Source organism: Bradyrhizobium sp. CCBAU 65884, assembly GCF_028128835.1.
Taxonomy (GTDB): domain Bacteria; phylum Pseudomonadota; class Alphaproteobacteria; order Rhizobiales; family Xanthobacteraceae; genus Bradyrhizobium; species Bradyrhizobium ottawaense.
Window position 1 is genome coordinate 400,060 of record NZ_LBJU01000134.1, and the last position, 19,746, is coordinate 419,805.

A 19,746-nucleotide genomic window follows, 5' to 3' on the forward strand; every position below is an offset into this window, starting at 1 on the left:
TCCGGCAACAGGGGGCAGACGGGAGCTGAGGATGGGACCGCGGGTCAGCACGAGCATCTTGGCCGAGCGCCTCACGGGCATGATCGGCCCGCGCGCGAGCGTTGCGCGCGGCGTGCTCGATCAGCACGGGCAGAGCGAGTCGCATTATCGCAATTTGCCGCCGGACATCGTCGTCTTCCCTGAGACCACGCAGGAGGTCGCGGAGATCGTCAAGCTGTGCGCGAGCGCGGGCATGCCGATCGTCCCGTACGGCGCCGGCACCTCGCTCGAAGGCAATGCGGCCTCGGTCGCGGGCGGCGTGTGCTTCGACTTCGCCCGCATGAACAGGGTACTCAGCGTGCACGACAGCGACATGGATGTCGTGGTGCAGCCCGGCATTACCCGCAAGCAGCTCAATGCAGAGCTGCGCAACACCGGCCTGTTCTTCCCGATCGACCCCGGCGCCGACGCCTCGATTGGCGGCATGACCTCGACGCGCGCCTCCGGCACCATGGCGGTGCGCTACGGCACGATGAAGGACAATGTCATGGCGCTGGAGGTGGTGCTGGCCGACGGCCGCGTGATCCGGACCGCGAAGCGTGCGCGGAAGTCGGCAGCCGGCTACGACCTGACGCGCCTGTTCGTCGGCGCGGAGGGCACGCTCGGAATCATCACCGAGATCACGCTGAAGGTGCATCCCGTCCCACAGGCGATCTCGGCCGCGGTCTGCAGCTTCGGCACCCTGCACGACGCCGTCGATACCGCGATCTCCGTGATCCAGTCCGCGATCCCCGTGGCGCGCATCGAGCTGCTCGACGACGTCATGATGCGCGGCATCAATGCCTATGCCAAGCTCGGTTACCGCGAAGCGCCCACCCTGTTCTTCGAATTTCACGGATCCGAGACCTCGGTCGCGGAGCAGGCCGAGGCCGCGCAGGCGATCGCCGCCGACCATGGCGGCCATGGCTTTGCCTGGGCCAAGGCACAGGAAGACCGCAGCCGGCTCTGGCACGCCCGCGACAACACGCTCTATGCCGGCCTCGGCCTCCGGCCCGGCGCGCGCGCCGTGATCACCGATGTCTGCGTGCCGATCTCGCGGCTGGCGGAATGCCTGACCGAGACGCGGCGCGACGCTGACGAGCACGGCTTTACCGCGCCGATCGTTGGCCATGTCGGCGACGGCAATTTCCACATGCTGATCCTGATCGACCCGGCTCAGCCCGAGGAGGCCGAAGGCGCCAAGGCGCTTCAGGCCCGCATGGTCGCCCGCGCCATCGCCATGGACGGCACCTGTACCGGCGAGCATGGCATCGGGCTCGGCAAGATCGACTATCTCACCGACGAGCTTGGCGAAGCCGTCGATGTGATGCGATCCATCAAGGCCGCGCTCGATCCGAATGATCTGATGAACCCCGGAAAGATCTTTGCGAGCGGAGCCAAGGCATGAGTGACAAGGCATGAGCGACGCGCTTCCGATCGAGGTCACCTCGCCCACCCCGCTGCTGGAGCTGCGCGGCATCAGCAAGGAGTTTCCCGGCGTCAAGGCGCTGGATGACGTGTCCTTTGCCGTCTACCCCGGCGAAGTCCACATGCTGCTCGGGGAGAATGGCGCCGGCAAATCGAGCCTGATGAAGGTGCTGTGCGGTGCCTACCGCGCCGACGCTGGCGAGTTCTATTTTGAGGGCAAGAAGGTCGCGATCTCCTCGACCGCGGATGCGCAGAAGCTCGGCATTGCCGTAATCTTCCAGGAATTCTCGCTGGTCCCCTATCTCGATATCGCACAGAACATCTTCCTCGGCCGCGAGCCGAAAGGCCACATCCCCGGCACCATCGACCGCCGCAAGATCCTGGCTGACGCAAAGCGCGTGCTCGACACCATCGGCTTCGACATCGATCCCTCCACCATCGTCGACAAGCTCGGCGTCGCGCAGCAGCAGATGGTCGAGATCGCCAAGGCGATCAGCCAGGACGCCCGCATCCTCGTGATGGACGAGCCGACCGCGGCGCTGTCCGACCGCGAGACCGAGCTGCTGTTTGCCCTGATCGCACGGCTGAAGGCCGACGGCGTGTCGATCGTCTACATCTCGCACCGCATGGCCGAAGTGTTCGCACTCGGTGATCGTATCACGGTACTGCGCGACGGCCGACGCATCGACGGCGTCCGGCCCGCCGACGTCACGCCGGACCAGCTCGTCCGCATGATGGTCGGCCGCAACGTCGACATGACCTATCCGCGCAATTTTGCCGACAAGCCTGGCGAGCTGCTGCTCGAGGTCAAGGGCCTGACCGCCTCGACCGGCATCTCCGACATCAACATCGAGGTGCGCCGCGGCGAGATCGTCGGCCTGTGCGGCCTGGTCGGCTCGGGCCGCAGCGAAGTCGCGCGCGCCATCTTCGGCGCCGATCCCGTGACGTCGGGCGAGATCATCTTCGATGGCAAGGCCATCTCGGGCGAACCGGACCTCGCCGCCCGCCGCGGCATCGCGCTGATCCCGGAGAGTCGCAAGAGCGAAGGTCTCGCGCTGCTGCGCTCGGTGAGCGACAATCTGGTGGTGTCGGCGCTGCGAAAGCTGTTCCCGAGCGGGCTGTTCGACCAGCGCGGTGCGCAGCGCACCTCCGATGCCCTGATCCGGCAATTGAGGATCGCGACACCGAGTGCGCGTCAGACCGTCGGCCTGCTCTCGGGCGGCAACCAGCAGAAGGTTGTGATCGGCAAATGGCTGGCGGCCGGCTCAAAGCTCTTCATCTTCGACGAGCCGACGCGCGGCATCGACATCGGCGCCAAGTCCGAGATCTTCGCGCTGATCGACCGCCTGGTTGCGGAAGGCGCGGCGGCGCTGATGATCTCGTCCGAACAGGTCGAGATCTGCCATGTCTGCGACCGCGCCTATGTGATGCGCGAGGGGCGCATCGCCGGCCACCTGAACCGCAACGAACTGACCGAGGAGAACATCGTGCGACTGGGGATGCATCATGCGTGAGGCCGCGGTCGTTTCACAGCCCAATCCGCTGCAACGCATTCCCGGCGTTGCCATCGTGCTGGTGCTCCTGATCACGCTGTTCAGCGTGATCGCGCCGGGATTTCTGTCGGTCGCCAATCTCTCCAACGTGCTCGTGCAGTCGACCATCCTGACCATGCTCGCGCTGCCGATGACGCTGATCATCATGACCGAGGGGCTGGACCTGTCGATGGGCGCGGTGCTGACGCTGACCTCGCTCTGCGTCGCGATCGTGTCGCTCGCCACCAAATCGATGCTGCTGGGTTTAGGCGCCGGCCTGCTGGTCGGCGCGGCCTTCGGCGTCGCCAACGGCTGGCTGGTGGCGATCCTGGGCATTCCGCCCTTCGTCGCCACGCTCGGTACGCTCGGCATGGCGCAGGGCCTGTCGCTGATCGTCAGCGACGGCCAGAGCGTGGTCGGCATCCCCCACAGCGTCCGCGACATTTATTCAGCGACGCTGCTCGGCATTCCCGTGCCGATCGTGATGGCTCTCGTGACCTACGCGGCGTTCCACGGCCTGCTCTATCACACCCGCTTCGGCACCTACATTTTCGCACTCGGCGGCAATCGCGAGGCGCTGCGCTATGCCGGCCTCTCGCCGAACCGTCTGCTGATCGCGGTCTACGCGATCGGCGGCGCCATGGCGGGCATCGCGGGCCTGTTGATGACCGCGCGGATGAATTCCGGCCACCCCACCGCCGGCCTCGGACTTGAATTCGATGCCATCGCCGCCGTCGCGGTCGGCGGCACCTCGTTCGAGCGCGGCAATGGCTGGCTGCTCGGTACCCTGCTCGGCGTCCTCTCGGTCGGCGTGTTGCGCAACGGGTTGAACCTGATCTCGCTGCCGTCCTCGGTGCAGGTCGCAAGCGTCGGCGTCCTCGTCATCGTCGCGCTGTTCCTCGATGGTCTCAGGAGCCGGGCATGACCGACATCACCAAAGAGGCGATGATGCCGCCCCGTTCCTTCCTGTCGCAGGATGCGATCCAGGTGTTCTATCGCCTGCTCGCGGCCCTCTTGATCTGCGCGGTGCTCGCCGTGCTCAGCGATTCCTTCCTGAGCCTCGGCAACATCCTCAACGTGCTCCGGCAGGCGAGCCTGACCTTCTTCATCGCCTCCGGCCTGACGCTGGTGGTGCTGACGGCCGGCCTCGACCTCTCCGTCGGCGCCAATGTTGCGCTGTCGGCCTGCATCGCCGGGACCGTGATCCACAAGACCGGCTCGCCGGCGCTCGGCATCCTCACCGGGCTTGCCTGCGGCGGCATCGTTGGCCTGCTCAACGGCGTCATGGTCACCGCGCTGCGCATCCCCTCCTTCATCGCCACCTATGGCATGCTCTGGGTGCTCAACGGGCTCACCTATTGGTACATGGCGGGCGAGACGCTGCACGGCTTCCCGGCGGGCTTCCGGCAGATCGGCAGCGGTTATCTGTTCGGCCTGCCCATCCCGGTCTATCTGCTGCTGGTGTTCCTCGGGATCGGGACGCTGTTTGCGCAACGGACGATCTGGGGCCAGGAGATCTATGCGATCGGCGCCAATCCGGTCGCCGCGCGCCTCTCCGGCATTCCGGTCGCGCGCCGCCTGCTGCTGGTCTATGCGGTCTCAGGCACCATGGCGGGACTTGCCTCGATCATCTTCCTGTCGCGGCTCAATTCGGCCGAGGCCGATATCGGCGAGAGCCTGACGCTGCCGGCGATCGCGGCCGTTCTGATCGGCGGCACCTCGCTGTTCGGCGGCGTCGGCACCGTGTTCGGCACCTTCATCGGCGCGCTGATCCTGACGCTGGTGCTGAACGGCATGAACCTGCTCTCGGTCAGCGCCAACTGGCAGCCGCTGGTGACAGGCATCATCGTCATTCTCGCGGTGTGGCTCGACATGAAGACCCGCCGCCGCGCGCAATGAGTTCATTGAGTTCCAACAAGCAAAATGAGGGATGGAGGCAACATGAGACAACAGAAACTGGCTTACCTCGCACTGCCGCTACTGGTGGCGGCCGCGTTCACCAGCGAGGCGCGCGCCGACGGCGAGACCATCGCCGTCTTCACCAAGAACCAGACCAACCCGTTCTTCCAGACGGTGCGGGTCGGCGCCGACAACATGGCGAAGACGCTGAACGCCAAGACGCTGCAATACATCCCGACCAAGCCCGACAGCATCCCGGAGCAGCTGAGCCAGATCGAGGACGTCGTGGTGAAGAAGCCGAGCGCGATCGTGTTCACGCCGGTCGACTACAAGGCGATGGTGCCCGGGGTCGAGAAGATCAACGAGGCCAAGATCCCCGTCGTCAACATCACCGACCGCTCCGCGGGCGGCAAGTTCCTCTCCTTCGTCGGCGCCGACGATTACAGCCTTGGCCTGGAGACCGCGCGCTACCTGCTCAAGTCGCTGGGCGGCAAGGGCAACATCGTCATCATCGAGGGCGTCAAGGGTTCGCTGACCAATGTCGACCGCGTCCGTGGCTTCAACGACGCGCTGAAGGAGACCCCCGGTGCGAAACTCCTGGCCTCGCAGCCGGGTAACTACCAGCGGCTCCAGGCGCTCCAGGTCATGGAAAATTTGATGCAGTCGAATTCGCAGATCGACGGCGTGCTGGCGGCCAACGACGCCATGGCGGTCGGCGCGATCGAGGCGCTCGACGGCGCCAACCGCAAGGCCCAGGTGATCGGCATCAACGGTACCAAGGAGGCGATCGACGCGATCAAGTCCGGCAAGCTGCTCGCGAGCGGCGACTACAACGGATTTGCCCAAGGCTGCCTCGGCACCATGATGGCGATCCGGTCCTTGCGCAACCAGCCCGTCATCGCCGAGATCGTGCTGAAGCCGACCGTCATCACCAAGGACAATTTTGGGCCCTTCGACGTGCCGCTGGAACAGCGGACCTGCCCGACCTTCGAAGATGCCGGCAAGCTCAGCGCGAAGTAGGCGCATTCCCGATGATCTCGGACGGCCGTCGCGGCGGCCGTCCCAAGAACCGAGCTAAGAAACGGAGACCACCATGCTGTTCGCCATTCACGCCATCGACCGCGCCGGCGCGCTGCCGACCCGGCTCGCCAATTACGATGCCCACAAGGCGTTCCTGAGCGACACCTCGCGCTTCGGCGTGAAGATCGTGATGTCGGGGCCGCTCGTCTCCGACGATGGTCAGACGATGATCGGCAGCCTGTTCCTGATCGAGGCACCGGGTCGTGGCGACGTCGAGGCCTTCAATCGCGCCGATCCCTTTGCGGCGGCCGGCATCTGGGAAAAGGTCACGATCACGGGCTTCCTGCGCCGGCAGGGTTGAGGCCGGCCCCATCAAAAATGCGAAAACAACCCCATGCACAGTAGAATGGGGTTGTTTTTGCTGACGAATTTCCGGCGCGAATCTCACCCTTCAGCCGCTCGTCGCCACAGCTCCGTCTTCGAGATGACAGGCCACCCACTGCTCGGTCCCAACTGCGCGAAGCACCGGCTCTTCGACCCGGCAGCGATCGAAGACGAGCGGGCAGCGAGTGTGGAAGCGGCATCCCTTCGGCGGATTGATCGGGCTCGGCACGTCGCCCTTGAGGATGATGGGATTGCGCTGGGCGCCCGGCTCGGGGAGCGGCACCGCGGACAGCAGCGCTCTGGTGTAGGGATGCCTTGGCGCGGCAAAGATCTCTCGGCGCGGCGCTATCTCGACGATCTTGCCGAGATACATCACGGCGACGCGGTGGGTCATGTGCTCGACGATCGCGAGGTCGTGGCTGATGAACAGCAGCGCGAGCCCGAACTCGCTCTGGAGATCCTGCAGCAAATTGACGATCTGCGCCTTGACCGAGACGTCGAGCGCCGAGACCGCCTCGTCGCACACGATCAGCTCGGGTTCGGCCGCGAGCGCCCGCGCGATGCCGATGCGCTGGCGCTGGCCGCCGGAGAACTCGTGCGGCCGGCGGTTCAGCGCCTCGCGCGGCAGCCGCACCGTGTCCATCAGGGAGGTGACGCGGACCTCGAGATCTTCGGCGGATTTGGCGAGGCCGAAATTCCGGATTGGCTCGGCCAGAATGTCACGCACTCGCATGCGCGGATTGAGGCTGGAGAACGGATCCTGGAACACCACCTGCACGCGTCGGCGCATCTGGCGCATCGTGCCCGGATGTGCGTCGTCGATACGCTGGCCGTCGAGGATGACTTGGCCCGCGGTGATGTCGAACAGCCGCAAGATGGCGCGGCCGACCGTCGACTTGCCGCAGCCGGACTCACCGACGAGCGACAGCGTCTCGCCGCGCGCGATCTCGAAGGAGACGCCGTCGACCGCATAGACGAATTCGGACTTGCGGCCGAACAGGCCGGACTTGACCGGAAAGTGCTTCTTGAGGTCGTTGACCTGGAGCAGCGGAGGGCTCATGCCGCGACAGCTCCTTTGGCCGCATAGTGGCAGGCGGCGACGTGACGAGGGCCCTTCTCCTCGAGCCCCGGCGCATATTGGCGGCACAGATCGGTCGCGAGCGCACAGCGACCGGCAAAGACGCAGCCGGTGATCGGCTTTCTGAGATCGGGCACCTGCCCGGGAATTTCGGCGAGCCGTCTTGCCGTGCCCGTGAGCGACGAGCCGAGCCGCGGCACCGCACCTAACAGGCCTTGCGTATAGGGATGACGCGGCGAGCGGAACAGTTCCGCCACCGGCGCCTCCTCGACCTTGCGGCCCGCATACATCACCATGACGCGCTCGGCGATCTCGGCGACAACGCCGAGGTCGTGGGTGATCAGGATGATGGCCGCGCCGACACGGCGCTTGAGGTCCAGCATCAGCTTCAGGATCTGCGCCTGGATCGTCACGTCGAGCGCGGTGGTCGGCTCGTCGGCAATGAGAAGCTTGGGATTGCAGGCCAGCGCAATGGCGATCATCACGCGCTGGCGCATGCCGCCGGAGAGCTGGTGCGGATATTCGCGCACGCGCCGCTTCGGCTCGGGAATGCCGACCAGCGTCAACATCTCGATCGCGTGCGCCTCGGCCGCCTGCTTGTCCAGGCCCTGATGGATCATCAGCGTCTCGCGGATCTGTCGGCCGACGGTCAGAACCGGATTGAGGCTGGTCATCGGCTCCTGAAAGATCATCGAGATGTCGTTGCCACGGATCGCGCGCATCTCGCGATCGGAGAGTTGCAGCAGGTCTCTCCCGGCAAAGCGGATCGCACCTGCGATCCTGCCCGGCGGCTCCGGGATCAGCCGCATCAGCGACATCGATGTCACCGACTTGCCGCAGCCGGACTCCCCGACGATGGCCAGCGTCTCGCCCTCGTTGACATGGAAAGACACCCCGTCCACCGCGCGGTTGATGCCGCCGGGGGTGCGGAAATGAGTCTGGAGGTTATCGACTTCGAGCAGCGCCATCGCGATCAGCCCCGGTCAGAGACGCTTGGCCATGCGCGGATCGAGCGCATCGCGAAGGCCGTCGCCGAGCAGATTCACCGCAAGCACGGTGACGGACAAGAAGGCCGCCGGAAAGAACACGATGTAGGGCTTGACCTGCCACAGCGCGCGGCCCTCGGCCATGATGTTGCCCCAAGACGGAATGGTCGGCGGTGTTCCGGCGCCGATGAAGGACAGGATCGCCTCGGTGATCATGGCGCTGGCGCAGATGTAAGTCGCCTGCACCAGCATCGGCGCCAGCGTATTCGGCAGGATGTGACGGAGGATGATCATCGGTGTGCGCGTGCCGCAGGCGACCGCGGCATCCACATAGGGCTGCTCGCGCAGCGACAGCACCACGCTGCGCACGAGCCGCGAAACGCGCGGGATCTCGGCGACGGTGATGGCGAGGATGACGTTGCCGACGCTCCCCCGCGTCAGCGCCATCAGCGCGATCGCCAGCAGGATCGGCGGGATCGACATCAAGCCGTCCATGAAGCGCATCAGGATGCCGTCGGCCCAGCGGATGAAGCCGGAGACCATGCCGATGGCCAGGCCGGCCACGGATGCGAAGATCGCGACCGACAGGCCGACCGTGAGCGAGACCCGCGCACCGAACAGCACGCGCGAATAGATGTCGCGGCCGAGCACGTCGGTGCCGAACCAGAAATCGGCGGACGGCGCACGCGTGCGCTTGGCAGGGGCGAGCGCGGTCGGATCGACCGTTCCGAGATAAGGCGCGAAGACCGCGATAAGCACGAGCGTCAGCAGCAGCGCGCCACCAATGGCGACCGTCGGATGGCCGCGCAAAAACCCGACGAAGCCGCGCCGGATCGTGACCGGCCGCAGGATTTCCGGCAGTTGTGGCGCAAGAACGAGCCCGGCCGGGAGCGCCTGCGGATTGAGGGTCGTGTCGGTCAATAGCGGATCCTCGGGTCAACGAGCGTATAAATGACGTCGATCATCAGATTGACGAGGACGTAGACGAAGCTGAACAGCAGGACGATGCCCTGAATCACCGGATAGTCGCGGCGCAGGATCGCGTCGATCGTGAGCCGACCGAGACCCGGAATCGCGAACACGCTTTCGGTGACGACCGCGCCGCCGATCAGGAGCGCGATGCCGATCCCGATCACGGTCACGATCGGCACCGCCGCGTTCTTCAGCGCGTGAATGAACAGGATGCCGCCCTGCCCGAGGCCCTTGGCGCGCGCGGTGCGGATATAGTCCTGCTGCAACACTTCGAGCATGGCGGCGCGCGTGATGCGCGCCACCAGGGCGATGTAGACGCAGCCGAGCGCGATCGCGGGCAGGATCAGGTTCTCGAGCCACGGCCAGAAGCCTTGCGTGAGCGGCGTATAGCCCTGCACCGGCAGCCATTCGAGCTCGAGCGCGAAGATGTAGGCGAGCATGTAGCCGACCACGAAGACGGGCAGCGAGAAGCCGAAAACGGCAAAGCCCATGATGACGCGGTCGATCAGGCTGCCAGCCTTCCAGGCCGCCACCACGCCGAGCGGCACTGCCACCACGATCGTGAGCAGCAGCGTGACGATCATCAGCGACAGCGTCGGCCCTAAGCGCTGTCCGATCATCGCCGAGACCGGCAGATTGGTGAAGATCGAGGTGCCGAGATCGCCGTGCAGGATGCGCCAGACCCAGCCTCCGAACTGGACCAGGAAGGGCCGATCGAGACCGAGGCTCTGGCGGATGCGCTCCACATCCTCCGGACTCGCCTGGTCGCCCGCGATCACCACCGCGGGATCACCCGGCGCAATGTAGAGCAGGCTGAACACAAACAGCGCGACGATTGCCATGACCGGCAGGGTCGCGACGATGCGACGGAGGATATAGGAGAGCATCTGGCCTCAACGCACGATCATGCAGACTTCGACACGCCCCAGAAGAACGGCAGCGGCCCCTTGGTGATGCCGGAGACGTTCTTGCGCCAGGCCGTGTAGGTCAGGAAGAAGCCGGTCGGCGCATAGACGACATCCTCGAGCGCCGCCTTGTTGACCCGCCCGATCGCCGCCTTCTCTTCCTCGAGATTCTTGGCGTCGAACCAGGTCGTGATCTCCTTCTCGGTATTCGGACTATTGGGCCAGCCGAACCAGGCCTTTTCGCCATTGGCGCGGATGGCGGTATAGGCGGCGGGCGTGATGCAGTCGGCGCCGGCGTGCCAGCTGTGGAACATGTTCCAGCCACCCTGCCCGGGCGGCGTCTTCGCCGCGCGGCGCGAGCCGACCGTGCCCCAGTCCGTCGCGACGAAGTCGACATTCATGCCGAGCCGCTTCAGGAGATCCGCGGTCACGTCGCCTTGCGCCTTGGTGATCGGCTGATCCTGCGCCACCAAGCAAGTCACCGGCTGGCCGGAATAGCCGCTTTCGGCCAGCAGCTTCTTGGCCGCATCGAGATCGCGCTTGCCCTTCAGGATCTCGCCGCCGAGCTCGCTGTAGAGCGGCGTATCCGGCGTGAAGAAACCCGGCAACGCCTTCCACAATGCGTTGTCGTCACCGACGATCGCGCGCATGTAGTCTTCCTGGCTCATCGCCATCAGCACCGCGCGCCGCGCCCGCACGTCGTTGAACGGCGCGAATAGATGGTTCATGCGGAACGAGCCGATATTGCCGAGGGGATCGCCGATGTCGACGCTAATGTTCTTGTTCTTCTTCAGCACGGGCACGAGATCGGCGATCGGATTCTCCCACCAGTCGACCTCGCCGTTCTGCAGGGCGGCGGCCGCGGTGGCCGGATCCGGCATCACGATCCATTCCACGCGATCGACCAGGATCTGCTTGCCGCCGGCAAGCCAGGAGGCTTTCTCCTGCCGCGGGACGTAGTCTGCGAATTTCTCGAACACGGCCTTGGCGCCGGGGACCCATTCGCCCTTGGCGAATTTCATCGGACCCGAGCCGACATACTCGGTGATCTGCTTGAACGGATCGGTCTTGGCAATGCGCTCAGGCATGACGAAGGAGCACGGCGCGTTGTTCTTGGCCAGCGCGTAGAGCATTTTCGGGAAGGGCTGCTTCAAGACCCATTTGAAGGTGCGGTCGTCGACGACGGTCAATTCCTGCTGGTTGGCGAGGATCATCAGCCCCATCGGATCGCGCGCAGCCCAGCGCGACAGGCTCGCGACGACATCCTTGCTCAGCACCGGCTCGCCGTCGTGAAACTTGAGACCGGGGCGCAATTTGAACGTCCAGGTCTTGCCGTCGTCCGAGGTCTCCTCGGACTCGACCATCTGGCGCTGCGGCTGCAACGAGGAATCGATGCCGTAAAGCGTGTCCCAGACCAGCGCGGCGGCATTGCGCACGACATATTGCGTGCCCCAGATCGGATCGAAATTGGCGAGATTGGCTTGCGGCACGAAGCGGAGGGTGCGGGCTGATGCGCCTTGCGCGATCGCGGGGGCCGAGAGGCCCGTCAATGCCAGACCGCCCGCGCCAGCCAGTCCCTTCAATACGGTCCTGCGATCCATGAAATCCTCCCAGTAATGCCGTGATGCCGGCCATCGTTGGCCAAGAGCAGGTGAAACCAGAACCCATTGGCGTGCAAATGGTATGCCACTAACCGAACCTTCGCCAGCGGGATCTCACCGCCATTTGGGCCGGCCCAGGCCTCACAGAGCTGCCGCCAGCATCTCGCCGGTCTCGATATGCGGGATCGCCTCGACCAGCTTGCGCGTGTAATCGGTCTTCGGATTGTCGAACAGCGCGCGGCTTTCGCCCTGCTCGACGATTCCGCCATTGCGCAGCACGATGGTGCGGTCGCAGAGCATGCGCACCACGTTGAGATCGTGGCTGACGAACAGCAGCGCGATGTCGTTCTCGCGCCTGAGGCGATCGAGCAGTTGCAACACAACCGCCTGCACCGAGACATCGAGCGCGGCCGTCGGTTCGTCCAGCACCAGGAGCCGCGGCCGGCAGGCGATGGCGCGGGCGATGCCGACGCGGGCCTTCTGGCCGCCGGAGAGCTGGTGCGGAAACCGCGGCAACAGATCCAGCGGCAATCCCACCCGCACGGCGCATTCCTCCACCCGTTCGCGAAGCGCCTCACCCGGGCGCATGCCGCCAAGCCGCATCAGGGGGTGGGCGATACAATCGAACGCCGTAAAGCGCGGATTGAGGCTCTCGTTCGGATCCTGGAACACCATCTGGATGTCTTTGCGCAAGGGCGAGCGGTGAAAGTCGCGCGAGGCCACGTGTCCGATCGAATGCCCGTCGAACACGATGTCGCCTTCGCTCGGGTCGATCAGGCGGCAGATCATCCGCGACGTCGTGCTCTTGCCGGAGCCGGACTCCCCGACGAGACCGACGCTCTCGCCGCCGGCCATCGTCATCGAGAAGTCGGCCACCGCGGCAGAGCCCTCGTCGAAGCGTTTTGCCAGTTTTCGCACTTCCAGGAGCGGCGGCGTGCCATGCACGAGTTCCGCTCGGGGCTTGCTGGCGACAGTCGCGGAGCGCTCTTTCTCCTCTTCCGTCACGAGGTCTTCGATACGGGACGTCGCGGTCGGCGATGCCGCGACCAGGCGCCTGGTATAAGCGTGCTGCGGCGCGCCGAAGAGTGTCCTGGAACTCGCCTCCTCGACGATGCGGCCACGTTCCATCACGGCGATGCGGCGGCAATAACGCGCCGCGAGCCCGAGATCGTGCGTGATCAGGATCGTGGCCATGCCGCGCGCGGCGGCGATATCCGCCAGGAGATCCATCACCACTTTCTGGGTGGTGACGTCGAGGCCGGTGGTCGGCTCGTCCGCGATCAGCAGCGCGGGATTGCAGGAGATCGCGATCGCTATCATGACGCGCTGGCACATGCCGCCGGAGAGCTCGTGCGGATAGGCGTTCATCCGCGCCTCGGGTTCGCGGATCTGAACGGCGCGCAGCAGGTCCAGCGCCTCGGCGCGCGCGGCGTCCTTGGAGATCCGCTTGTGGGTGAGGATCGCGTCCGCGATTTGCAGGCCGATGGCCCGGATCGGATTGAGCGCCGCCCGCGGGTTCTGGAAGATCATCGACATCGCGGCGCCCTGGAGCTGACGAAGGTCATCGCCCCTGAGTTTTGTCACGTCCCGTCCACGAAACAGGATCTTGCCGCCGGTGACGCGCCCCGCTGCGTCGAGCAGCCGCGTCGTGGCGAAGCCCGTCACAGACTTGCCCGAGCCGCTCTCGCCGACGAGGCCGAGCATCTCGCCCTTCTCGACCGTGAGCCTCACGCCGCGCACGGCCTCGACCATGCCGCGTCGCGTCGAGAACGCGACGTGGAGGTCGTCAATGCTGAGCAGCGCCTCGCTCATGTGCGCATGCGGGGGTCGAGAATGTCCCGCATCCCGTCCCCGAGGAGATTGAAGCACAGCACGGCCATCATCAGCGCCAGACCCGGAAATGCGACCAGCCACCACCGCCCGGTCGAGATGAAGCGCGCGCCTTCCGCGACCATGATGCCCCATTCCGGCGTCGGCGGCTTGACGCCCAGACCGATGAAGGACAGGCCCGCGGCGTTGAGAATGGCCCAGCCGAGGTTGAGCGAGATCTGCACCGCCATCGCCGGCAGGATGTTCGGTAGCAGGAAGCGCAGCACCACCGAGAAATGGCTCTCGCCGCAGGCCCGCGCCGCCTCCACCCAACCGACATTCCGGCGGACATTGACCTCGGCCCGCGCGAAGCGGATGTAGAAGGGAAGATTGATGATCGCGGTCGCGATCACGATGTTCTCGATCCGGTTGCCGAGGGCTGCGACCATGGCCATCGCCAGCACGAACAGCGGAAAGGCCATCATCACGTCGACGAAGCGGCCGACGCCGCGATCGAGCCGGCCACCGGCATAGCCACAGAACGAGCCGACCACGGCACCGATCGCGAAGGAGATGCCGACGGCAGAGACCGCAATGGCAAGATCTAGACGCGCGGCGATGATGAGACGGCTGAACACGTCGCGCCCGAGCTGGTCGGTGCCGGCAATGTGCGCCGCGCCCGGCGGCAGCAACGCCTCCGAGACATTGGAGGCCACGGGATCGTAGGGCACGATCCACGGTCCGAAGATCGCGACCAGCACGAACAGGAGCACGCCGGTGGCGGCAACGGCGGTGAGCGGGTTTCCGCGCAGGATCCAGACCGAATGGCGGAGGGTTGCGCTGGTCATCCGATTGACACCCTGGGATCGGCGATGCCGTAGCAGATGTCCACGACCAGGTTGACCAGCACAAACAGGCTGGCCATCAGCAGCACAAAGCCTTGCACCGGCGCATAGTCGGAGGACAGCAGCGCATCGAGCGCATAGGAGGCAACGCCCGGCCAGGAGAACACTTTCTCCACCAGCACATTGGCGCCCAGCATGGTCGAGAATACGATGCCGGCGATGGTGATCACGGGGAGGATCGCATTGCGTAGCGCGTAGGTCACGACCACCTTGCGCCAGGACAGTCCGACCGAGCGCGCGGTGCGCACGAAGTCACTGCCGAGCGAGACCAGCATCGAGGCACGCGTGATCCGCGCCAGCGGCGCAATCACGAACAGCGCCATGCTCACCGCCGGCAGGATCAACTGCTTGCAGGCCGCCCACCAGCCCTCGAAATCGCCGGCGAGCACGAAGTCGATCGAGAGAAACCCGGTGTGCTGCGGCGGCAGCGACGTGAAGACGTCAATCCGCCCTGTCGGATCGGGTGCAAGGCCGAGCAGATAGTAGAAGACGTAGATCAGCAGCAGGCCCGACACAAAGGTCGGCACGCAGACGCCGAGCGCGCAGAACAGCCGGACGCCGTGATCGACGACGGAGCCCGGCCTCAAGGCCGCGAGCACGCCGAGCGGCACCGCGGCGATCAGCGCGATCAGGAGCGCGGTGAAGGTGAGTTCGAGCGAGGCCGGCAGCCGCTCGCGCAGATCCTTCAGCACCGGCTGCCCGGTCATCATGGAGCGGCCGAGATTGCCGCGGCCGATGTCGGAGAGATAGAACACGAGCTGCTCCGGCACCGACTTGTCGAGCCCCATCTGCTTGCGGATCTGCTCGATCTCCTCCTTGCCGGCGTTGGGCCCGGAGGCGAAGAACACCGCGGGGTCGCCGGGCAGGACGCGCATCAGGAGGAAAGTGAAGACCAGCACACCGAACAGCGCCGGCAGCGACGACAGCAGCCGCCCGCCCGCCCGCACCATCGTTGCGCCGAGTCCGGCCCTCACCTTCCAGAGCTCCTTTCGTCTGACGCTATCACTTGCGGCTGACATCGCGATAGTCGACCTGGCGGTGGAACTCGTAGGTGTAACCCTCGATCGAGGACGCCATCACCGCATCCTGATTTGGCTGCCACAGCATGATTTGCGGCATCAGATCGAAATGCATCGCGTTGAGCTTGCGGCCTGCTTCCTCGTACTTCGCCTTGTCCGGCTCGAAGCGGGCTTCCTGCGCGATCGCGGCGAGCTCCGCGTTGTTGATCGAGCTGTAATTCCAGCGCTGATTGCCGGTGTAGAAGTTGCGGTAGAAGTAGTCCGTGGACGGCAGCCAGGCGACGATGCCTTCGGTGTAGAAGGGCAGCTTCTTCTCGTTGATCTGCGTCGACATCTGCGCATCCGGCAGCTTCTGGATGTCGACCTTGATCCCGATCTTGCCGAGCGATTCCTTCACCAGCGCCGCCATCGGCTCGGCGGTCGAGGCCTGGCCGACATTGAAGCTGAAGGTGGTCGAGAAGCCTTCGGGGAGCCCGGCGGCCCTGAGATATTCCCTGGCCTTGTCGAGATCGATCTTGACGGGTTGCTGGAACGGATAGATGCCGTTCAGCGGCTTGCCGTCCGGCCAGCTCGCACCGAACAGCGGCGCGCCGCGGCCGAACAGAGCGGCCTTGAACATGTCGTCATAGGGCAGCGCGAAGGCGACGGCGCGGCGGACATTGACGTTGTCGAAAGGCGGGATCTGATTGTTCATCGAGACGAAGGTGATCGAATTGTATTGCGGCGTCGAGATCACCTTGAGCTTGCCCTTGGACTCCAGCGACTGCACGTCGCTGGCCTGCAGATCAACGACGAGATCGGCATCGCCGCGCTCGACCAGATTGGCGCGCGTCGCCGGCTCCGGCACCGACTGAATGATCACGCGCTTGAAGAACGCCGGCTTGTCGGGCGAGCCACGATTCCAGGCCTCGTTGCGCTTGACGATCACCTGCTCGCCCGGCTTGAACGTCTCGATCACATAGGCGCCGCTGCCGGCGGTGTGCTCCTTCAGCCAGGCGGTGGCCCAGGGATCATCCGCTGTCGCGTGCTCCTTCGCCACCTTCGAATTGATGATCATGGGATAGACGGTGGCCAAGTTCGGCAGCGCGAGCTTGTCGGGCTTCGGCAACGTCACCTCGATCGTGAGGGGATCGATGACCTTGAACTGGTCGGCCGACGTCAAGGAGCCAGTCAGCAGCTGCGCCTTGCCGAGGATCGGCGCGGTGACGCAGCGATCGAGCGACCATTTCACGTCCTCGGCCGTGACCGGCGAGCCGTCCTGGAATTTTGCATCCTTGCGCAGGCGGAAGGTGAGCTTCAACCCGTCGGGGCTGACGTCGTAGGATTCGGCGAGCTCGCCGGTGATCTTGTCGAGATCGAACACCCATTTGCCATTGAGCTGCTTGCGACCGAACGCCACCAGCCGGTCGTAGGTGCTCATGCTCAGCGCGAAGGATTCACGGGTCGAACCGGGGATGTTGGGATCGAGCGTGTTGACGGATGCGCCGGTGACATAGCGCAGCGTCTCCGCCCGGGTTTGCGCCTGCGAAGGCGCGGTGGCGATGAGCAACAGCGCAGTGGCGGCGAGCACGGAGGACGCCGGCCTGAAAGACACAAAACGCATTCGTTTTCCCCAAGATTTCGACAACAACGCCAGCAAGGCAGGTTAAGAAAGAAGCAAGTTGCGCGCCAGTCTCATGATGCGCTTCTGCGGACGCTTCGTCGCGGCGGCGCATGGATGATCATCGCAATTCCCCGCTGCTTCGCGCTTGCCGCGTGACCACGGCCTGCGGCACGTCATAGGCGCTGAGCGAGGCCCAGTGCCGCGCAACATCGGCGCGGAACAGGCCACGCGTCAGGCCATGAACCAGCTTGGGCACCGCGGTCGTCATCGCGTTGATCGACGATCCCGACGGGCCGAAACTCATGGTCGAGGCGATGGCGAACAGATGGATGTCGGAAATCCACGGCGTCTCGCCCGGGACACGTTCGGTGAAAGCATAATCGTCGGCGAGATAAGGGAAGCGGCCGAGCCGTTCGTTGCGCTCGTTGTCCGGCGGCTGGTAACGGTCGGCCCAAGTCGCGATATTGCCGGCAAATCGGCTGAGTTCGCCGCGGCCAGCAAAGATCATGTCGATACCGGTCCCGCAGATGACGAAGTCCGCCGCGATGGCGCCGCGCGGCGTCTGCAGTTCAAGACCGCCCGCGGTCTGACGCGCGGCCTCGATCGGAGCGCCCTCGTGCAATGTGAAATTGGCGTGGCGCGCGCAGCGGTCATAGGTTGCTTGCGGAAATCCCTCGCGCATTTCCAGGATCGTGCGCATGAAGCGCCAGCGCCAGGCATCGTCGAGATCGCTGAGATGGCGCAGGAAGCCGCGGAAGGTCAGCCAGCGATAGGGCTGGATCACCTGGATCTCGGCCCGGCGGCAGAGCAGGTGCACCTCACTGGCGCCAGCCTCCAGCGCAGTGGCCGCATTGTCGAAGGCGGATGCGCCGGCACCGATCACGGCGACGCGCTTGCCGCGAAGGTTTTCGAAGTCGATATCGTCGGCGACGGTTGCGACCGAGCGTGCCGGAAGATCGCGCAGCGGCTCGGGGATCATCCAGCCGCCCATGCCCTCCTGCCCCGTCGCCAGCACGATCTTGCGTGCATGGAGCGTCTGGACGCCATCAGCACTTTTCACGATGGCAGCCAGCAGGCCGTCGGCCGCCGGCGCAATCTCCAGAAGCTCGCAGCCGTTGCGCACGGGTAGGTCTATCGTGCGCCGCAACCAGAGTAGATAGTCGGCCCAATGGCCGCGCGAGATCAGGTCGAGCGTCTGCCAGCTCTCCTTGCCGAAGCGGGCTTCATGCCAGGACTGATAAGTCAGGCTGGGGATATCGAGGTCGGGTCCCGTATAATCCTTCGGGCTGCGCAAGGTCGGCATGCGGGCATAGGTCAGCCACGGGCCCTCCATCCCCTCCGCGGCCTTGTCGAGCAGCAGGATGTTGCTGACGCGGGAGCGCATCAGGCCGAAGCCGATAGCCACGCCGGATTGGCCGGCGCCGACGATGAGCACGTCCAGCGCAGGCTTGCCGTCCGGGCCCATCTTCGGCTCGAGCCAGGCGGCGCCGGGATGCGCGATCCTGGCGAGATCGGCGCGAATGCCCGCTTCGAGTTCTGTCAGCGCATCGCTCATGCCGCGAGCCAACCTCCGTCGATGATGGCCGAGCGCCCTTGCGGTGGCATGTCAAATCTCCTCCCGGTGCTGCATCCACCAGGTGCTCATCGCCGCCGCAGACTCTGCGCAGCCGAACCGCGCGTGCCAGCCGAATTCGTCCGCCATCCGTGTAACCGAGAGCGGAGCGCGTTCCGGCCCTTGCAGTCTGATGAAGGTGCTCTCTCCGGGTGCCGCCAGCCGGCATTGCAAACCGGGATGCAAAGCCGCAAAGGCCTCGCCCCATTGCAGCGCAGACCACGCCGCACCGCTGGAGATGTTGTAGAGCCGGTGGCGTGGCCGCTCGGCCTCGATCAGCACAGCGACGGCTTCGGCGGCGTCTAGGGCATAAATCCAGTCCTTCACTCCCGGACCTGGCATGAGCGCCAGCCCGCAGCGAGCGAACTCGGCAAGGATCTGGAACTGAAGGCTCGGCGTATCCCGCACTTTGCCGATCCGCTCCCAAGGACCGAACACCGCGCTCAAACGCACGCTCAGGAAATCACCGCCAAAGAGCTCGGCGTGCCGCGCCACCGATCGTTCCGAGGTGAATTTGCTGATCGCGTAGAAGGAAATGGGATCGCACGGCGTTTCCTCGTCGAGGACCGGGTAACGGTGCCCCGCGGCACCATAGGCGGACGCCGAGGACAGATTGATCACGCGCCGAACGCCACGGCGGATCGCCGCGCCCAGGATCGGCATCTGAGCCATCACATTAATTTCGAGGATGTTCGAGGTCGTGGATCGCTCGAGCTGATCACCGGCCGTTATCGCAGCGCCAAGGACAATCGCATCGAAACCCTGTTTCAGAAGTACGTCGATCCTCTCGACGTCCGTGATCTCGCCCTGAACAAGGGTAAGCCGCTCCCGGTCGTCGACAAGGGATCGCTCCGCTCCCACCGGCAATTGCTTGCGGTCATACAACGTCACCTCATGCCCGCGCGCGAGCAGCACCTCGGCGAGGTTGAGCCCGACAAAGCCGGTGCCGCCGAAGATGACGGTCCTCATCGCGCG

17 protein-coding genes are annotated in these 19,746 nt (G+C 65.3%); 6 read left to right on the top strand and 11 right to left on the bottom strand.

Annotated elements, in window-relative coordinates; genetic code table 11:
- Nucleotides 1–31 precede the first annotated feature (31 nt).
- The 6 genes from XI03_RS39820 (at nucleotide 32) to XI03_RS39845 (ending at nucleotide 6,258) form a co-directional block, all read left to right on the top strand.
- The gene (locus XI03_RS39820; RefSeq protein WP_038970495.1) at nucleotides 32–1,426 is read left to right on the top strand and encodes an FAD-linked oxidase C-terminal domain-containing protein; all 1,395 of its coding nucleotides are present in this window, start codon (nucleotides 32–34) and stop codon (nucleotides 1,424–1,426) included.
- Nucleotides 1,427–1,436: 10 nt separating this feature from the next.
- Entirely contained in the window at nucleotides 1,437–2,960 is a 1,524-nt protein-coding gene (locus tag XI03_RS39825; RefSeq protein WP_271595181.1) for a sugar ABC transporter ATP-binding protein, read from the top strand.
- A complete protein-coding gene (locus XI03_RS39830; protein ID WP_038970496.1) occupies nucleotides 2,953–3,903 on the top strand; it encodes an ABC transporter permease in 951 nt (316 codons plus the stop codon). Before XI03_RS39825 ends, XI03_RS39830 begins: the two co-directional genes overlap by 8 nt.
- On the top strand, nucleotides 3,900–4,877 hold the full coding sequence (locus XI03_RS39835; RefSeq protein ID WP_038970497.1) for an ABC transporter permease: 978 nt from the start codon (nucleotides 3,900–3,902) through the stop codon (nucleotides 4,875–4,877). The genes XI03_RS39830 and XI03_RS39835 overlap by 4 nt, the downstream gene beginning before the upstream one ends.
- A gap of 42 nt (nucleotides 4,878–4,919) precedes the next feature.
- Nucleotides 4,920–5,897: a sugar ABC transporter substrate-binding protein gene (locus XI03_RS39840; RefSeq protein WP_271595182.1), complete on the top strand. Its 978-nt coding sequence runs from the start codon at nucleotides 4,920–4,922 to the stop codon at nucleotides 5,895–5,897.
- A 73-nt stretch (nucleotides 5,898–5,970) separates the two neighbouring features.
- Nucleotides 5,971–6,258, top strand: a complete 288-nt coding sequence (locus XI03_RS39845; RefSeq protein ID WP_271595183.1) for a YciI family protein — start codon at nucleotides 5,971–5,973, stop codon at nucleotides 6,256–6,258.
- Between the two features lie 90 nt (nucleotides 6,259–6,348).
- On the opposite strand, the gene XI03_RS39850 is transcribed toward XI03_RS39845, so the two are convergent.
- The 11 genes from XI03_RS39850 to XI03_RS39900 form a co-directional block, all read right to left on the bottom strand.
- Nucleotides 6,349–7,341 (bottom strand): ABC transporter ATP-binding protein, encoded by a 993-nt coding sequence (locus XI03_RS39850; RefSeq protein ID WP_028142478.1) that lies wholly within the window; start codon nucleotides 7,339–7,341, stop codon nucleotides 6,349–6,351.
- Complete coding sequence (locus XI03_RS39855) at nucleotides 7,338–8,327, bottom strand: ABC transporter ATP-binding protein (RefSeq protein ID WP_028142477.1); 990 nt, start codon at nucleotides 8,325–8,327, stop codon at nucleotides 7,338–7,340. The genes XI03_RS39850 and XI03_RS39855 overlap by 4 nt, the downstream gene beginning before the upstream one ends.
- Before the next feature lie 15 nt (nucleotides 8,328–8,342).
- Nucleotides 8,343–9,266 carry an ABC transporter permease gene (locus XI03_RS39860; protein ID WP_152103202.1) on the bottom strand — a complete coding sequence of 308 codons (924 nt, stop codon included), beginning with the start codon at nucleotides 9,264–9,266 and terminating at the stop codon, nucleotides 8,343–8,345.
- Nucleotides 9,263–10,204 carry an ABC transporter permease gene (locus tag XI03_RS39865; protein WP_028142475.1) on the bottom strand — a complete coding sequence of 314 codons (942 nt, stop codon included), beginning with the start codon at nucleotides 10,202–10,204 and terminating at the stop codon, nucleotides 9,263–9,265. Before XI03_RS39865 ends, XI03_RS39860 begins: the two co-directional genes overlap by 4 nt.
- A 17-nt stretch (nucleotides 10,205–10,221) precedes the next feature.
- A complete protein-coding gene (locus tag XI03_RS39870) occupies nucleotides 10,222–11,823 on the bottom strand; it encodes an ABC transporter substrate-binding protein (protein WP_038947948.1) in 1,602 nt (533 codons plus the stop codon).
- Between the two features lie 141 nt (nucleotides 11,824–11,964).
- The gene (gene nikE / locus XI03_RS39875) at nucleotides 11,965–13,635 is read right to left on the bottom strand and encodes a nickel ABC transporter ATP-binding protein NikE (protein WP_271595184.1); all 1,671 of its coding nucleotides are present in this window, start codon (nucleotides 13,633–13,635) and stop codon (nucleotides 11,965–11,967) included.
- Complete coding sequence (locus XI03_RS39880) at nucleotides 13,632–14,480, bottom strand: ABC transporter permease (protein WP_271595185.1); 849 nt, start codon at nucleotides 14,478–14,480, stop codon at nucleotides 13,632–13,634. The genes nikE and XI03_RS39880 overlap by 4 nt, the downstream gene beginning before the upstream one ends.
- Entirely contained in the window at nucleotides 14,477–15,511 is a 1,035-nt protein-coding gene (locus XI03_RS39885; protein WP_271595186.1) for an ABC transporter permease, read from the bottom strand. The genes XI03_RS39880 and XI03_RS39885 overlap by 4 nt, the downstream gene beginning before the upstream one ends.
- A gap of 28 nt (nucleotides 15,512–15,539) precedes the next feature.
- Entirely contained in the window at nucleotides 15,540–17,159 is a 1,620-nt protein-coding gene (locus XI03_RS39890; RefSeq protein WP_271595187.1) for an ABC transporter substrate-binding protein, read from the bottom strand.
- Nucleotides 17,160–17,277: 118 nt separating this feature from the next.
- Nucleotides 17,278–18,714: an NAD(P)-binding domain-containing protein gene (locus XI03_RS39895; RefSeq protein ID WP_271595188.1), complete on the bottom strand. Its 1,437-nt coding sequence runs from the start codon at nucleotides 18,712–18,714 to the stop codon at nucleotides 17,278–17,280.
- A gap of 51 nt (nucleotides 18,715–18,765) precedes the next feature.
- Nucleotides 18,766–19,740 (bottom strand): NAD-dependent epimerase/dehydratase family protein, encoded by a 975-nt coding sequence (locus tag XI03_RS39900; RefSeq protein WP_271595189.1) that lies wholly within the window; start codon nucleotides 19,738–19,740, stop codon nucleotides 18,766–18,768.
- Nucleotides 19,741–19,746 lie beyond the last annotated feature (6 nt).

What these genes read in the sequence shown, in the direction of transcription:
- XI03_RS39820 (WP_038970495.1), top strand. Translation starts at nt 32, where the DNA reads ATGGGACCGCGGGTCAGCACGAGCATCTTGGCCGAGCGCCTCACGGGC.
- XI03_RS39825 (WP_271595181.1), top strand. Translation starts at nt 1,437, where the DNA reads ATGAGCGACGCGCTTCCGATCGAGGTCACCTCGCCCACCCCGCTGCTG.
- XI03_RS39830 (WP_038970496.1), top strand. Translation starts at nt 2,953, where the DNA reads ATGCGTGAGGCCGCGGTCGTTTCACAGCCCAATCCGCTGCAACGCATT.
- XI03_RS39835 (WP_038970497.1), top strand. Translation starts at nt 3,900, where the DNA reads ATGACCGACATCACCAAAGAGGCGATGATGCCGCCCCGTTCCTTCCTG.
- XI03_RS39840 (WP_271595182.1), top strand. Translation starts at nt 4,920, where the DNA reads ATGAGACAACAGAAACTGGCTTACCTCGCACTGCCGCTACTGGTGGCG.
- XI03_RS39845 (WP_271595183.1), top strand. Translation starts at nt 5,971, where the DNA reads ATGCTGTTCGCCATTCACGCCATCGACCGCGCCGGCGCGCTGCCGACC.
- XI03_RS39850 (WP_028142478.1), bottom strand. Translation starts at nt 7,341, where the DNA reads ATGAGCCCTCCGCTGCTCCAGGTCAACGACCTCAAGAAGCACTTTCCG.
- XI03_RS39855 (WP_028142477.1), bottom strand. Translation starts at nt 8,327, where the DNA reads ATGGCGCTGCTCGAAGTCGATAACCTCCAGACTCATTTCCGCACCCCC.
- XI03_RS39865 (WP_028142475.1), bottom strand. Translation starts at nt 10,204, where the DNA reads ATGCTCTCCTATATCCTCCGTCGCATCGTCGCGACCCTGCCGGTCATG.
- XI03_RS39870 (WP_038947948.1), bottom strand. Translation starts at nt 11,823, where the DNA reads ATGGATCGCAGGACCGTATTGAAGGGACTGGCTGGCGCGGGCGGTCTG.
- nikE (WP_271595184.1), bottom strand. Translation starts at nt 13,635, where the DNA reads ATGAGCGAGGCGCTGCTCAGCATTGACGACCTCCACGTCGCGTTCTCG.
- XI03_RS39880 (WP_271595185.1), bottom strand. Translation starts at nt 14,480, where the DNA reads ATGACCAGCGCAACCCTCCGCCATTCGGTCTGGATCCTGCGCGGAAAC.
- XI03_RS39890 (WP_271595187.1), bottom strand. Translation starts at nt 17,159, where the DNA reads ATGCGTTTTGTGTCTTTCAGGCCGGCGTCCTCCGTGCTCGCCGCCACT.
- XI03_RS39895 (WP_271595188.1), bottom strand. Translation starts at nt 18,714, where the DNA reads ATGAGCGATGCGCTGACAGAACTCGAAGCGGGCATTCGCGCCGATCTC.
- XI03_RS39900 (WP_271595189.1), bottom strand. Translation starts at nt 19,740, where the DNA reads ATGAGGACCGTCATCTTCGGCGGCACCGGCTTTGTCGGGCTCAACCTC.